Annotated in this window: 12 protein-coding genes; 6 read left to right on the top strand and 6 right to left on the bottom strand. The window is 70.4% G+C overall.

What is annotated here, in order from left to right:
• Window positions 1-78: 78 nt before the first annotated feature.
• Genes Q4V64_RS35165 through Q4V64_RS35175 form a run of 3 tightly spaced genes read right to left on the bottom strand, consistent with a single transcriptional unit; the run spans window position 79 to window position 2,774 of the window.
• Window positions 79-846 carry an amino acid ABC transporter ATP-binding protein gene (locus Q4V64_RS35165; protein WP_301184482.1) on the bottom strand — a complete coding sequence of 256 codons (768 nt, stop codon included), beginning with the start codon at window positions 844-846 and terminating at the stop codon, window positions 79-81.
• 3 nt (window positions 847-849) lie between these two features.
• Entirely contained in the window at window positions 850-1,779 is a 930-nt protein-coding gene (locus Q4V64_RS35170; RefSeq protein WP_124439199.1) for an amino acid ABC transporter permease, read from the bottom strand.
• A 32-nt stretch (window positions 1,780-1,811) separates the two neighbouring features.
• Window positions 1,812-2,774, bottom strand: coding sequence for an ABC transporter substrate-binding protein (locus Q4V64_RS35175; protein WP_124439198.1), 963 nt, complete (start codon window positions 2,772-2,774; stop codon window positions 1,812-1,814).
• Between the two features lie 758 nt (window positions 2,775-3,532).
• Between Q4V64_RS35175 and Q4V64_RS35180 the strand changes: the two genes are divergently transcribed.
• From Q4V64_RS35180 to Q4V64_RS35195, 4 genes are all read left to right on the top strand, one after another.
• Window positions 3,533-4,756 (top strand): NADP-dependent malic enzyme, encoded by a 1,224-nt coding sequence (locus Q4V64_RS35180; RefSeq protein WP_124439197.1) that lies wholly within the window; start codon window positions 3,533-3,535, stop codon window positions 4,754-4,756.
• A gap of 758 nt (window positions 4,757-5,514) precedes the next feature.
• Window positions 5,515-6,483, top strand: a complete 969-nt coding sequence (locus Q4V64_RS35185; protein WP_124439196.1) for a zinc-binding dehydrogenase — start codon at window positions 5,515-5,517, stop codon at window positions 6,481-6,483.
• Between the two features lie 96 nt (window positions 6,484-6,579).
• Complete coding sequence (locus Q4V64_RS35190) at window positions 6,580-6,789, top strand: HTH domain-containing protein (RefSeq protein WP_014674937.1); 210 nt, start codon at window positions 6,580-6,582, stop codon at window positions 6,787-6,789.
• Window positions 6,789-7,352, top strand: a complete 564-nt coding sequence (locus Q4V64_RS35195; RefSeq protein ID WP_124439195.1) for a Clp protease N-terminal domain-containing protein — start codon at window positions 6,789-6,791, stop codon at window positions 7,350-7,352. Before Q4V64_RS35190 ends, Q4V64_RS35195 begins: the two co-directional genes overlap by 1 nt.
• A 79-nt stretch (window positions 7,353-7,431) precedes the next feature.
• On the opposite strand, the gene Q4V64_RS35200 is transcribed toward Q4V64_RS35195, so the two are convergent.
• From Q4V64_RS35200 to Q4V64_RS35210, 3 genes are all read right to left on the bottom strand, one after another.
• Window positions 7,432-8,496 carry a PadR family transcriptional regulator gene (locus Q4V64_RS35200; RefSeq protein WP_124439194.1) on the bottom strand — a complete coding sequence of 355 codons (1,065 nt, stop codon included), beginning with the start codon at window positions 8,494-8,496 and terminating at the stop codon, window positions 7,432-7,434.
• 1 nt (window position 8,497) lies between these two features.
• Window positions 8,498-9,511, bottom strand: a complete 1,014-nt coding sequence (locus Q4V64_RS35205; RefSeq protein ID WP_124439193.1) for a DUF4097 family beta strand repeat-containing protein — start codon at window positions 9,509-9,511, stop codon at window positions 8,498-8,500.
• A 145-nt stretch (window positions 9,512-9,656) separates the two neighbouring features.
• Window positions 9,657-9,842 (bottom strand): DUF6104 family protein, encoded by a 186-nt coding sequence (locus tag Q4V64_RS35210; protein WP_124439251.1) that lies wholly within the window; start codon window positions 9,840-9,842, stop codon window positions 9,657-9,659.
• Window positions 9,843-10,034: 192 nt separating this feature from the next.
• On the opposite strand from Q4V64_RS35210, the gene Q4V64_RS35215 reads away from it, so the two are divergent.
• Window positions 10,035-10,415: a CU044_2847 family protein gene (locus Q4V64_RS35215; protein WP_216377582.1), complete on the top strand. Its 381-nt coding sequence runs from the start codon at window positions 10,035-10,037 to the stop codon at window positions 10,413-10,415.
• Complete coding sequence (locus Q4V64_RS35220) at window positions 10,408-12,375, top strand: trypsin-like peptidase domain-containing protein (protein WP_124439192.1); 1,968 nt, start codon at window positions 10,408-10,410, stop codon at window positions 12,373-12,375. The genes Q4V64_RS35215 and Q4V64_RS35220 overlap by 8 nt, the downstream gene beginning before the upstream one ends.
• Window positions 12,376-12,395: the final 20 nt, after the last annotated feature.

A 12,395-nucleotide genomic window follows, 5' to 3' on the forward strand; every position in this document is an offset into this window, starting at 1 on the left:
TGGCACGAGAACACGAGAAAGAGGCGGTACGGGAACCCCGTACCGCCCCTTCCGTGATCGCCGCAGCTTGCTGCAGTGCTACAGAACCTTCGACAGGAACGACTGCGTCCGTTCGTGCTGCGGGTTCGTCAGGACGTCCCTCGGATCGCCGGACTCGATCACCACGCCGCCGTCCATGAAGACCAGGCTGTCGCCGACCTCGCGGGCGAAGCCCATCTCGTGGGTGACGACGATCATCGTCATGCCGGACTCTGCGAGGTCGCGCATGACGTCGAGGACGTCGCCGACCAGCTCCGGGTCGAGGGCCGAGGTCGGCTCGTCGAAGAGCATGAGCTTCGGGTCCATGGCGAGGGCCCGGGCGATGGCGACCCGCTGCTGCTGGCCGCCGGAGAGCTGCGAGGGGTAGCTGGCCGCCTTGTCGGCCAGGCCGACCCGCTCCAGCAGCTGCTGCGCCCGCTCCCGGGCCTGCGCCCGGCTCACGCCCTTGACCTGGACCGGGGCCTCCATGACGTTCTCCACGGCCGTCATGTGCGGGAACAGGTTGAAGCGCTGGAAGACCATGCCGATGTCCCGGCGCTTCAGCGCGACCTCGCTGTCCTTGAGCTCGTACAGCTTGTCGCCCTTCTGGCGGTAGCCGACCAGCTCTCCGTCGACGTACAGCCGGCCGGCGTTGACCTTCTCCAGGTGGTTGATGCAGCGCAGGAAGGTCGACTTGCCGGATCCGGAGGGGCCGATGAGGCAGAAGACCTCGCCGGACTTCACTTCCAGGTCGATGCCCTTGAGGACCTCGACCGGACCGAAGGACTTGTGGACACCCTCGGCCTTGACCATGGGGATCGTGCTCATGGGTCAACGCCTCCAGTTCCCGAGGGACAGCATGTTCGCCTTGATCTTCTGGAACGGCGTGTCCGGGAGCGTCCGGCTCGAACCGCGCGCGTAGTACCTCTCGAGGTAGTACTGGCCGACGCTGAACACCGAGGTCAGCACCAGGTACCAGGCAGCGGCGAGGAACAGCATCTCGGCCGGGGCGCCGGAGGTCTGGCCGATGTCCTGGGCGACGCGGAGCAGCTCCGAGTACTGGACCACGGACACCAGAGAGGTCGTCTTCAGCATGTTGATGACCTCGTTGCCCGTGGGCGGCACGATCACGCGCATCGCCTGCGGGACGACGATCCGGCGCAGCGTCCTGCCGTGGCTCATGCCCAGCGCGTGCGCCGCCTCGGTCTGGCCCTCGTCGACCGAGAGCAGACCGGCCCGGCAGATCTCCGCCATGTACGCCGCCTCGTTGAGGCCGAGGCCCAGCAGCGCCGTCAGGAACGGGGTCATGAACTGCGACCACTCGTCCTTGTAGATCGGCCCGAGGTTGATGTACTCGAAGACCAGGCCCAGGTTGAACCAGACGATGAGCTGGACCAGGACCGGGGTGCCGCGGAAGAACCAGATGTAGAACCAGGCGATGGACGAGGTCACGGGGTTCTTCGACAGGCGCATCACCGCCAGCAGGATGCCGCCGACGACGCCGATGAGCATGCACAGCACCGTGAGCATGAGCGTCTTGCCCACGCCGCTGAGGATGCGGTCGTTGAAGAAGTAGTCCGGGATCGCTCCCCAGTTGATCTTGCCCTGGGAGAACGCGTAGATGATCCCGCCCAGTACGGCGAGGGCGACTACGGCGGAGACGTACCGCCCGTAGTGACGGACCGGGATGGCCTTGATGGCCTCCGGGCCGGCCGGCGGGGTGTCCGCCGGCCCGTCCGTCTTGTCGATGTCAACAGTCACGGGTGTTGCCTTTCAGTGGCCGCGGCGCGCGGTCACTTGCCGCCGTTGATGACGGCTTCCTTGATGGCGCCGTCGGCGGCGCCCCACTTCGTAAGGATCTTCTCGTACTCGCCGTTCTTGATGACAGCGTCCAGCGCGGCCTTCAGGGCGTCCCGCAGCTGGGTCTGGTCCTTGGCGACGGCGATGCCGTACGGCGCCGCCTCGACCTGTTCGCCGACGATCTGGAAGTCGTTGCCGCCGCCGGACGTCTTCACGGCGTACGCGGCCACGGGGAAGTCGGAGGAACCGGCGTCGGCGCCGCCCGCGCGCAGGCGGGTCTGGGCCTGCTGGTCGTTGTCGAAGGGCTGGATGGAGATCGTCTTGCCGCCGGTGCACTTCTTCGCCTCGGACTTGGCGAGGTCCTCGGAGACCGTGCCGCGCTGCACCACGAGCTTCTTGCCGCACAGGTCGGACCAGGTCTTGATGCCCTGGTCGTCGCCCTTCTTGGTGTAGATCGAGACACCGGCGGTGAAGTAGTCCACGAAGTCGACGCCCTCACCGACCTTCTTGCCGGTGTCGGAGTCGATGCCCTCCTGGCGGTCCTTGGTGTCGGTCATCGCGGACATGGCGATGTCGTACCGCTTGGAGCGCAGACCGGTGATCAGCGTGTCGAACGTGCCGTTCTCGAACTCGAACGTCACACCCAGCTGCTTGCCCATCGCGGCCGCCAGGTCCGGGTCTATGCCGACCGTCTTGCCGGAGCTGTCCTTGAACTCGACCGGCGCGTAGGCGATGTCGGAACCGACCTGGATGACGCCCTTGTCACGGATCTCCTTCGGCAGCTTGTCGGCCAGCGGGGCCGCGCTCGCCGAGGCGGTGTCGGTGCTGTCCGAGCCGCTGTCCTTGGTCTGGTCACCGCAGCCGGTGAGCAGCAGGGTGCCTGCGACCGCGATCGCACCGACCGCTGCTAGCCGATGGTGCGCGGCGGTCGTACGACGGGTGGAGCTTGCGGTCATGGTGGGTTCCTCCGGCGGATGGGTGGAGTTGCCGATGGGGCGGGCAGCTGCCGATGGGTTCGGCGGCTGCCTTGGATCCTGATGGGTCCTGGGTCGACGAGAGCACGCGCCTTCGAGTGTCGCGACCTTGTGTGATTACGGCATCTTGCCATTCGGACTGAGGCATTCATGGGGCCCGCCATGTCAAAATCGGATAACGGGCGACCCCCGAACCGCACCAGGTCGGTACATCCCGACCGCACCATCTACGGGAATCTGTCCTTCCGGCCGGAAGATCTCCGGTGTGTGCCGGGATTCGGACGATCGGGTCTGTGCTGGTGGCGGCCGGTTCGGTGGCCGTCCCGACCCCGTCAAGGGCTCTCTAAGGTTGTCCCTGGATTTCGGCATGATCCATGTCACCGACACGTGGCTGTCGTCCTTGTGCTGTCGTCGTGGCGGCTTGTGGAGTGTCGGCTCGTGTTCGGCTTGCTTCGGCTCGTGTGGTGCCGGCTTGCGTTCGGCTCGCTTCGGCTTGCATCGTGCGGCGTGTGATCTTGCGGGCCTTGCGCGTTATGGACTCGTCGTCAGCGCCGTCCGTCGGGTAAGAAGGTTCTTCACACCCCTCATCCGGGGCTCAGGGCGCGTGTGCGGCGCGCCCGTCGCGTATGTGCCCGTGCGTATCCCGTGCGCAGCACCATCAGGGCCGTACGCGGTGCCCGCCCACTTCTCAACCAGGAGTGGCCACCCTCAAACCATGAAGACCTAAGGGGTAGAACAAAGTGGCAGCGGAGATCGTCAATCCTCGCAGCGACAGCAATACGGAGCAGGAGGGCGGGGCCGAGCCCCTCGATTCCTTCGATCCGGCGTTCGCGCTGCACCGCGGCGGCAAGATGGCCGTGCAGGCCACCGTGCCGGTCCGGGACAAGGACGACCTGTCCCTGGCGTACACGCCCGGCGTCGCGAAGGTGTGCAGCGCCATCGCGGAGCAGCCGGACCTGGTCCACGACTACACGTGGAAGTCGTCGGTGGTCGCCGTCGTGACGGACGGTACGGCCGTGCTCGGGCTCGGCGACATCGGGCCCGAGGCCTCCCTTCCGGTGATGGAGGGGAAGGCGATTCTGTTCAAGCAGTTCGGGGGCGTGGACGCGGTTCCGATCGCGCTGGACTGCACGGACGTCGACGAGATCGTCGAGACCGTGGTGCGGCTCGCGCCGTCCTTCGGTGGCGTGAACCTGGAGGACATCTCGGCGCCGCGGTGCTTCGAGATCGAGCGGAAGCTGCAGGAGCGGCTGAACATTCCGGTCTTCCACGACGACCAGCACGGTACGGCGGTGGTGACGCTGGCGGCGCTGCGGAACGCCGCGCGGCTGACGGGGCGTGGGCTCGGTGATCTGCGGGCCGTCATCTCGGGCGCGGGCGCGGCTGGTGTCGCCATCGCGAAGATGCTGGTCGAGGCCGGGATCGGGGATGTCGCCGTCGCGGACCGGAAGGGGATCGTGTCGGGGGACCGGGACGATCTGACGTCGGTCAAGCGGGAGCTGGCCGGGTTCACGAACAAGGCGGGGATCGTCGGGTCGCTGGAGGCGGCGCTGGAAGGTGCCGACGTCTTCATCGGGGTTTCGGGCGGTACGGTGCCGGAGGCCGCGGTGGCGTCGATGGCTCCGGGGGCGTTCGTGTTCGCCATGGCCAACCCGAACCCCGAGGTGCACCCCGATGTGGCGCACAAGTACGCGGCCGTGGTGGCCACCGGGCGGTCGGACTTCCCGAACCAGATCAACAACGTGCTGGCGTTCCCCGGGATCTTCGCGGGGGCGTTGCAGGTGCGGGCCTCCCGGATCACCGAGGGGATGAAGCTGGCGGCGGCCGAGGCGCTGGCGGCTGTGGTCGGGGACGACCTGGCTGCGGACTATGTGATTCCGTCGCCGTTCGACGAGCGGGTGGCTCCGGCTGTTACGGCGGCGGTGGCTGCGGCGGCTCGGGCGGAGGGGGTTGCTCGGCGGTAGCCCTGTGCGGGTGCCTCCGGCGGTTGGGCCGGGGGTGCCTGGGGCGGCTGGGGTGGTCTGTGCGGGTGCCTGCGGCGGCCTGTGGGGGTGCCTGCGGCGGTTGGGTCGGGGGTGCCTGGGGCGGCTGGGGTGGTCTGTGCGGGTGCCTGCGGCGGCCTGTGGGGGTGCCTGCGGCGGTTGGGTCGGGGGTGCCTGGGGTGCCTGGGGTGGTCTGTGCGGGTGCCTCCGGCGGCTGGGGCTGTGCGGGTGCCTCCGGCGGCCTGTGGGGGTGCCTGCGGCTGTTGGGCCGGGGAGCCTGCGGCGGCCTGTGCGGGTTCGGTGGGGGTGCGGGTAGCGCCTTCGGTGGTGCGGTGGGTCGGGGCCGCGCCGGGGGGTGTCCGTCCTCGGAACGGCGCGGAATCGGTCACCTGGCAAGGTGCCCGTGTTGACGCGCCAACCGCTGCGGGCGGACACCCCCCGACACGGCCCCTTGTCGCCGTGGGCGACTGCGGGTGCGTGGTCCGTCCGCCCAGCTGGCAGCCGGTCCGCGTCAGCTGCAGGCAGTCGGCTCGCCCAGCTGCGGGCATTCGTGCCGCCTAGGGCGGCACGCGTGGGCGCAGGCGGCGCCCCGTAAGCGCCGGGCTGCGCGACCCACCCTCGTCCGGCACCAACGCCGGGTGACAGGGGACGCGGGGTGACTGGACTCACCCCGGCAGCAGGGCGTGTGTCACAGCGCACCCTGGTTCCCCGCGCCGCCGGCGGAGCCTATCGTCAAGGTCATGTTCGCTGTCTACGCCGCCCGAATCGACCGCGACCAGCCGCTCGCCGGCCTCGAGTTGGGAGAGCGTCCGGCTCCCGAGGCCCGCCCCGGCTGGAGTGTCGTCACCGTCAAGGCCGCCTCCCTCAACCATCACGACCTGTGGTCCCTGCGCGGCGTCGGCCTCGCGGAGGACAAGCTGCCGATGATCCTCGGCTGTGACGCCGCCGGTGTCGACGAGGACGGCAACGAGGTCGTCCTGCACTCCGTCATCGGACAGAGCGGGCACGGTGTCGGCCCCAAGGAGCCCCGCTCTATCCTCACCGAGCGCTATCAGGGGACGTTCGCCGAGCAGGTCGCCGTACCGACGTGGAACCTCCTCCCGAAGCCCAAGGAGCTCTCCTTCGAGGAGGCCGCCTGCCTGCCCACGGCCTGGCTGACGGCGTACCGGATGCTGTTCACGAACGCGGGGGTCAGGCCCGGTGACTCCGTGCTCGTCCAGGGCGCTGGGGGCGGTGTCGCCACGGCCGCGATCGTGCTCGGGAAGGCGGCCGGGCTGCGGGTCTTCGCCACCAGCCGGGACGAGGCGAAGCGGAAGCGGGCGGTTGAGCTGGGGGCCGTGGAGGCCCTGGAGTCGGGGGCTCGGCTGCCGCAGCGGGTCGACGCCGTCATCGAGACCGTGGGTGCCGCCACCTGGTCGCACTCGGTGAAGTCCCTGAAGCCGGGTGGCACGCTCGTCATTTCCGGCGCCACCAGTGGTGACCGGCCCTCGCATGCCGAGCTGACCCGGATCTTCTTCCTGGAGCTCAAGATCGTGGGGTCGACGATGGGGACCAAGGACGAGCTGGAGGACCTGCTCTCCTTCTGCGCCGCCGCCGGTGTGCGTCCGGTCATCGACGAGGTGCTGCCTCTGGACCGGGCCCGCGAGGGCTTTGCGCGGATGGAGTCCGGGGGGCAGTTCGGCAAGATCGTCCTCACGAACGGCCAGTAACTCTTCCGTCTTGCGGCCGGTCCGGTTTCCGGGCCGGCCGTTGGTGTGTGTCAATGATGGTTGACAGTCGAGGGCCTGTCAACGTAGGTTGACGTCATGAGTGAAGCAACGGATCTCGCCGAGCGTGCGGGTGATCGCGATCCCCGGGTCGGGCTGCGGGCCGTCGCCGCGTTGCGCCGGCTGCTGGAGCAGTTGGAGGCCGTGCAGGTGCGTAGTGCGCGCAATCAGGGCTGGTCGTGGCAGGAGATCGCCGCGGAGCTCGGTGTGAGCAGGCAGGCCGTGCACAAGAAGTACGGGAGGCATTGATGTTCGAGCGGTTCACGAAGGACGCCCGGGACGTGGTGCGGGGGGCGGTCGAGCATGCGGAGAGGGCTGGGGTGCAGTCCGTGGACGCGGAGCACGTGCTGCTCGCTCTGCTCGACCGGGAGGGCAGCCGTGCCTCGTTCGCCTTGGCCGCGGTCGGGCTGGGGGAGCGGAGGGAAGAGGTCCGGGCGGCGCTGGTCGAGGCGCGGCGGCGTGCCGGGTTGTCCCAGGCCGAGGCCGATGCCCTGGCGGGACTGGGGATCGACGTCTCGGAGATCGTCGCCCGGGTCGAGGAGGTGCACGGCGTCGGGGCGATGTCCGGCGACCGGAAGGACAAGGGGTGGTGGGCGAGCCGCCGGTCCTTCAGCCGGGGCGCCAAGGAGGTGCTGGAGAAGGCCCTGCGCATCGCCGTCGCCCGTCGGGACCGTCACGTCGGCGACGAACACATCCTGTTGGCCCTCGCTGTCCGGCCCGGAGTCCCCGCAGAGGTTCTCGCCGACCACGGGGCGACGCACGAGTCGCTGACGCGGGTGCTGTACGGCGCGGGAGAGGCCCAGGCGGGTTGACCGGTGCGTGGTGGGAGAGGTGCGGGGAGGGCGGCGGGCTGGTCGGGGGCCCGCCGCCCGTCGACCGCGTGGGCGATGCCTAGGCCTTCGGGGCGCGTAGCAGTGCCCCGATGTGGGCCGCCGCCGTCGAGAGGTGGCGGCGGGCGTCGCGGAGCTGGTCGGGTGTGACGCCGTGGTCCCGGGCGGCGTCGCGGATGTCGTCCCGGAAACGGTCGAGCAGACGGTCCAGGTCGCGGGCCGGGTCGCCGGTGGAGTCCTCGTGGGCCCAGGTCGGCTCGTACTCCGCAGGGAAGTCCTCCGGGGCGTGCGAGTACTCGGCGGTCGGTGCCGCCTTCTCCGCGTTGCCGTAGCCCCGGCCGAAGCCGAAGTCCTTCCCGAACCCCTTGCCGTAGTCCTTTCCGAACTCGCCGAACTCCTTGGCCAGTTCCGTCAGTCCCTCACGCACGCCTGTCGGCCAGTCGCCCCGGCTGAAGTGGTCCTGGACCTGCTCCTGGACGCGCCGGGCGATGCGCTGCACCTCCTCCTGCGCCTGCGCCCGGGCCCGCTCCTGTGCCTCCTTGGCCTGGCGGCGGGCCCGCTGGGCCTCCTCGCGGGACCGTCGGCTCTCGTCCTTGGCCCGGCGGGCCTGCTCCTTCCACTCCTGCTTGACGCGGCGCATCTCCTCCTTGGCCGCGCGCCACGCCTCCTTGTCGGTGTGGTCCGTGTGGTCCCCGAAGGCGGCGTCCTGTTCGGCCCCGGTCCGGGGTCCGCCCCCGCGGCGGGCCTCGGAGGCCGCCGCCCGGATCTCGCGCCGCAGGTCGCCCGCCGCGCCGCGCACATCGGCCCGGATCTCGGCGGCGAGTTCCGCGACCGACTCCCGGATCTCCAGTTCCAGGTCGGCAAGTTCGCCGCTGCGGTCGGCCAGTTCGGCGCGGCCCGCGTCCGTGATGGCGTACACCTTGCGGCCGCCCTCGGTGGTGTGGGTGACCAGGCCCTCGGCCTCCAGCTTGGCCAGGCGGGGGTAGACGGTGCCCGCCGACGGCGCGTACAGGCCCTGGAAGCGCTCCTCCAGGAGGCGGATCACCTCGTAGCCGTGGCGCGGGGCCTCGTCCAGGAGCTTCAGCAGGTAGAGGCGGAGGCGGCCGTGGGCGAAGACGGGAGGCATGTCAGAGCACCTTCTTGTCGGTCGTGCTGTCGGCCGGGGCGCTGGTCGAGCCCTCGCCCGGGCCGGAAGCGGAATTGTCTCCCAAGCCGTCCCGGGGGGCGTCCGTCGGGTCGCTCCGCGGACCGTCCGTCCGGTCGCCGGCCCCGGACCTGGTGTCCTCCGCCCGCGTGCCGGAGTCCCCGGCGTCGTCCCAGCGCTCGTCCTCGTCCTCCCGGGGTGGCCTGCGCAGCAGGGCGATGGAGCCGGAGACGGTCGTCGCCCGCAGCTTGCCGCTGCCCGTGCCGAGGCGGCCGGTGATCCGGTGCGCGCCCCACTGGCCGTGCACCCGGAGGCCGTCGAAGGCGTTGGAGATCGTGCCGCTCGCGGTGTTCGCCTCGACCTCCGCGTCCGCCGGATGCGGCAGCCGGATGGCTATCTCGCCCGACACGTTGGTCAGCCGCACATCGGTGGGGCCGTCCGGATCGAGGTCGACGATCATGGAGCCGCTGACCGAATCGGCCCGCACGGAGGAGCCGGAGCCCTCGACCACCGTGAGGTCGCCGGAGACGGAGTTGAACCTCAGGTCGCCGGTGACGGCCTGGGCCTCCAGGTTCCCGGAGACCGTGTCGGCGCGGACCGGGCCGGACAGCCCGACGAGTGTCGTGTCACCGGAGACGCCCTTCACCACGGACGTCCCGCGCATCCCGGAGACGACGGCACCGGCGCTGACCACGCCCACCTCGACGCGGGTCTCGGCCGGCACGGCCAGGGAGACGACGGCACTGCGCCGCCAGCCCTTGCGGTCGAGCCACTTCAGGAAGCCCTTCCACGGCAGGTCGTCGTACGCCACGGTGAGGGTGCCGTCCTCCTGGGTCACCACCAGGGGCGGTCCCTCGATCCGGGAGACCTCCAGGCGGGCGGAACCTTCGTCGGTGCCCACCACGTTCACCGTTCCGTCGACGATGCGTACGTGGAGGGCCGTGACGGGATCGTCGAACGTGAGCTTCTCGGGTTCCGTGACGGACCACTGGGACATGGTGCAGACCTCCCCGCCGTGACGCGCCATATCGCGTCTTCTGCAATTCACGATATATCGCGGTCAGGGAAAGTCAAGACACCCGTTCTGGGACACAAAAAGGGGCGCCCACAGGCGCCCCACCCGGCATTCCCTCCCGCAGGCCCTACTCGTCGTCCTCGTCCTCGTCGTCCAGCCGGGCCAGCCACGTCGCCAGCCGCTCCACCGGCACCTCGAAGTCCGGGTTCAGATCCACGAAAGCCCGTAGCTGCTCGGCGAGCCACTCGAAGGTGACCTCCTCCTCGCCGCGCCGCTTCTCCAGCTCTTCGATGCCACGGTCGGTGAAATACAACTCTTGCTCCTGATGCGGACGGGACAAGCCCTCGAACGTCTACTTCTCAAGGGTAGGCCGCGCGTCGCGTGCCCGGATTCGAGCGGCTTGCGGGGTCGCGCCGCAACCGACCGGCGCATTAGCCTCGTCGCAGTTCAAGTGGGCGCCGGACGTGGCCGGTTGGACGGCGCAAAGGCTCGACGGGGGAGCGGCATGAGTCACATCCAGGAGATCAAGCTGCCGGACGGCACAGTGATCACCGCCCGGATCGGGGAAGGCGAGGCCTACGGTGAGCAGGAGGACGTCGGGTTCACCGATGCCGCCAGGGCCAAGGTGGTTCAGCTCCAGGAGCTGATCACGGGCGTGGGCAGTTCCGTCCTCGACGCCGCCCGCGCCGTCGCCCCGCACGAGGCCGCCATCTCCTTCGGCGTGGAGTTCACCGCCAAGGAGGGCCTGGCCGTCGCCGTGCTGGCCCGGGGAGAGGCCAAGGCGTCCCTACAGGTCACGCTCACCTGGCAGTTCGACGGGCGGACCGAGCCGCCGGGGCCCGCGCCGAGCGCCGGTGAGCCCCCCGCGCAGCCCGCGCATGACTGAGAACAACGAGCGCCTGTACGCGCTCGCCCGGGCCGCCACCGTCCACCTGCTGGCCGCCGAAGGCGACGACCGGCCGCTGTGGGGGAGTGGGTTCTTCGTCGCGCCCGGCTGGGTCCTCACCGCCGCCCATGTTCTGCGGCGCCATCTCGCTGCGGACCAGAGCCTCGTCTTCCGGGTACGCGGCGAGGGCGTCGACGCCGAGGCGCGGCTGGAGCGGTGGCTGCTCACCGACCCGGGGCGGGCCACCGTACCGCTGGAGGAGGACCTGGCCCTGGTGCGGCTGGCGGGTGACCCCGAGCAGTACCAGCACGAGTGCGTGTGGCTCGCCGACCGGGCCGCACTGCGCTCCGGTGCCGTCAAGGTGTTCGGTTACTACCCGGAGCCGCCGCACACCCACGCCAGAGCGGTCGACGCCGAGATCAACGGCCAGGAGCCCCCGTACGGGCTGATCATCAAGCCCGACATCGACTTCCCCGCCGGAGTCTCGGGCGGCCCGCTGCTCGATCCGGGCACCGGAGCCGTCGTAGGACTGGTCAAGTCGCGACGCAAACAGCAGGACGGCGGGAAGGCGGTGGCGATCTCCGCGCTGCGCCGCTTCGGGCAGACGTACCGCACGGTGATGGCCGCCCACGACGAGTGGCACGGCGGGGACCCCCGCTCCGAGAACGGGGACAACTGGACAGACCTTCAGGAGGCCGAGATTCCGGCCGACCGGGGAGAGCGGTGGACTCCGCGGGACCGGTGTGCCGCGCTGCGCCTGCTCGCCGCGCTGCCCGCCCCGCCCGACACGCCCACCGTGGAGCTCCTCGTGCGCCGGACCCGCAGCGGGAACGTGGGGCCGGGTGAGACCCGTGAACTGCCGGCCTGGCGCGACGGCCACGGGATGCTCTACGAGGGGACGCGGCCGCTGGACGCGTTCACGCCTCTGCGCTACCTCAAGTACGTGGAGGCGTACACACGTTCCCGGGGCGGCGACTGCGATGAGCTCGCACGGTGGATACAGCGACGGCTGGGCCGCCACCCACGGCGGGACATGCACGACTTCGTCAGGGACGTCCGCCTGCCCCCGGAGCTGGAACCCGCCCCCGCGGACGGGCCGGCCCGAGTCGTCATTCCCTACCCGGGCCCCGGTGAGGGACCCACAGTGGCCGTGGTGCTCGACCCGGTGATCGGCCCGGGTCCCGTCCGCTTCTACTGGCAGATCTGGCTGGACGACGGCGACGGCAGCGGCGAGCCCGAAATGTACGATTCGGAGGACTCCGGCCACGGATACCTGCCCGATGAACTCGTCCAGCCACTGCGCGGCCCGCTCGGCACACTGCTGCGGACCAAGGACCGCAAAGGCAGGCCCGTACCGCTGGAAGTGGCCCTGCCCGCCGAGCACTTCGACACCGCCGTACACCGCTGGCGGTTCGACGACATCGCCCAGCTCAACGACACCGGACACCTCGGCGCACGCCGCCAAGTGGTGCTGCGCTCCCTCGCACGCCGTGGAGATCCGGACAAACTGTGGGCCGACCGCTGGCAGGCGATGACGGCCCAGCGGCGCTTCGGCGGCTGGCGCACCCCGCCGCGAGGCGTCCCGGCGAGCCCCGGTACCTACCAGGAGGCGGCCGTCGACGCCATACCCGTCATGTGCCGTCCAGCCGGGCACGGGCAGGGGCAGACCGCGATGAGGCTGGCACTGGAGAGCGGTCACGGTGTCGCCCTCTGGTCCATCGACGGCAAGTCCGCCCACGCCTGCACCGAGGCATGCGACCTTCTCTACGCCAAGGCGGAGGAACTGCTCGGCTCCCTCGGCTCGCCGGCCGAACTCCCGGACCGACTGCGCCACCTGCGGCAGGACATCAGCGAGCAGCGCCCGGACCGCGCCTGGGCCGAGCCGCTGGCGCTCCTGTACGACGACCCACGGCGCCCGCTGCCGGGGGAAGAGGGCAACCCCCTGGACGCACCGCGGTGAAGACGATGCGAAACATCCGG

The sequence above is a fragment of the Streptomyces sp. NL15-2K genome (assembly GCF_030551255.1).
Classification (GTDB): Bacteria; Actinomycetota; Actinomycetes; order Streptomycetales; family Streptomycetaceae; genus Streptomyces.

Bases quoted from the DNA above. Each gene is read 5' to 3' on its own strand.
- Q4V64_RS35165 (WP_301184482.1), bottom strand. From the start codon at position 846: ATGAGCACGATCCCCATGGTCAAGGCCGAGGGTGTCCACAAGTCCTTC.
- Q4V64_RS35175 (WP_124439198.1), bottom strand. From the start codon at position 2,774: ATGACCGCAAGCTCCACCCGTCGTACGACCGCCGCGCACCATCGGCTA.
- Q4V64_RS35185 (WP_124439196.1), top strand. From the start codon at position 5,515: ATGTTCGCTGTCTACGCCGCCCGAATCGACCGCGACCAGCCGCTCGCC.
- Q4V64_RS35190 (WP_014674937.1), top strand. From the start codon at position 6,580: ATGAGTGAAGCAACGGATCTCGCCGAGCGTGCGGGTGATCGCGATCCC.
- Q4V64_RS35195 (WP_124439195.1), top strand. From the start codon at position 6,789: ATGTTCGAGCGGTTCACGAAGGACGCCCGGGACGTGGTGCGGGGGGCG.
- Q4V64_RS35200 (WP_124439194.1), bottom strand. From the start codon at position 8,496: ATGCCTCCCGTCTTCGCCCACGGCCGCCTCCGCCTCTACCTGCTGAAG.
- Q4V64_RS35205 (WP_124439193.1), bottom strand. From the start codon at position 9,511: ATGTCCCAGTGGTCCGTCACGGAACCCGAGAAGCTCACGTTCGACGAT.
- Q4V64_RS35215 (WP_216377582.1), top strand. From the start codon at position 10,035: ATGAGTCACATCCAGGAGATCAAGCTGCCGGACGGCACAGTGATCACC.
- Q4V64_RS35220 (WP_124439192.1), top strand. From the start codon at position 10,408: ATGACTGAGAACAACGAGCGCCTGTACGCGCTCGCCCGGGCCGCCACC.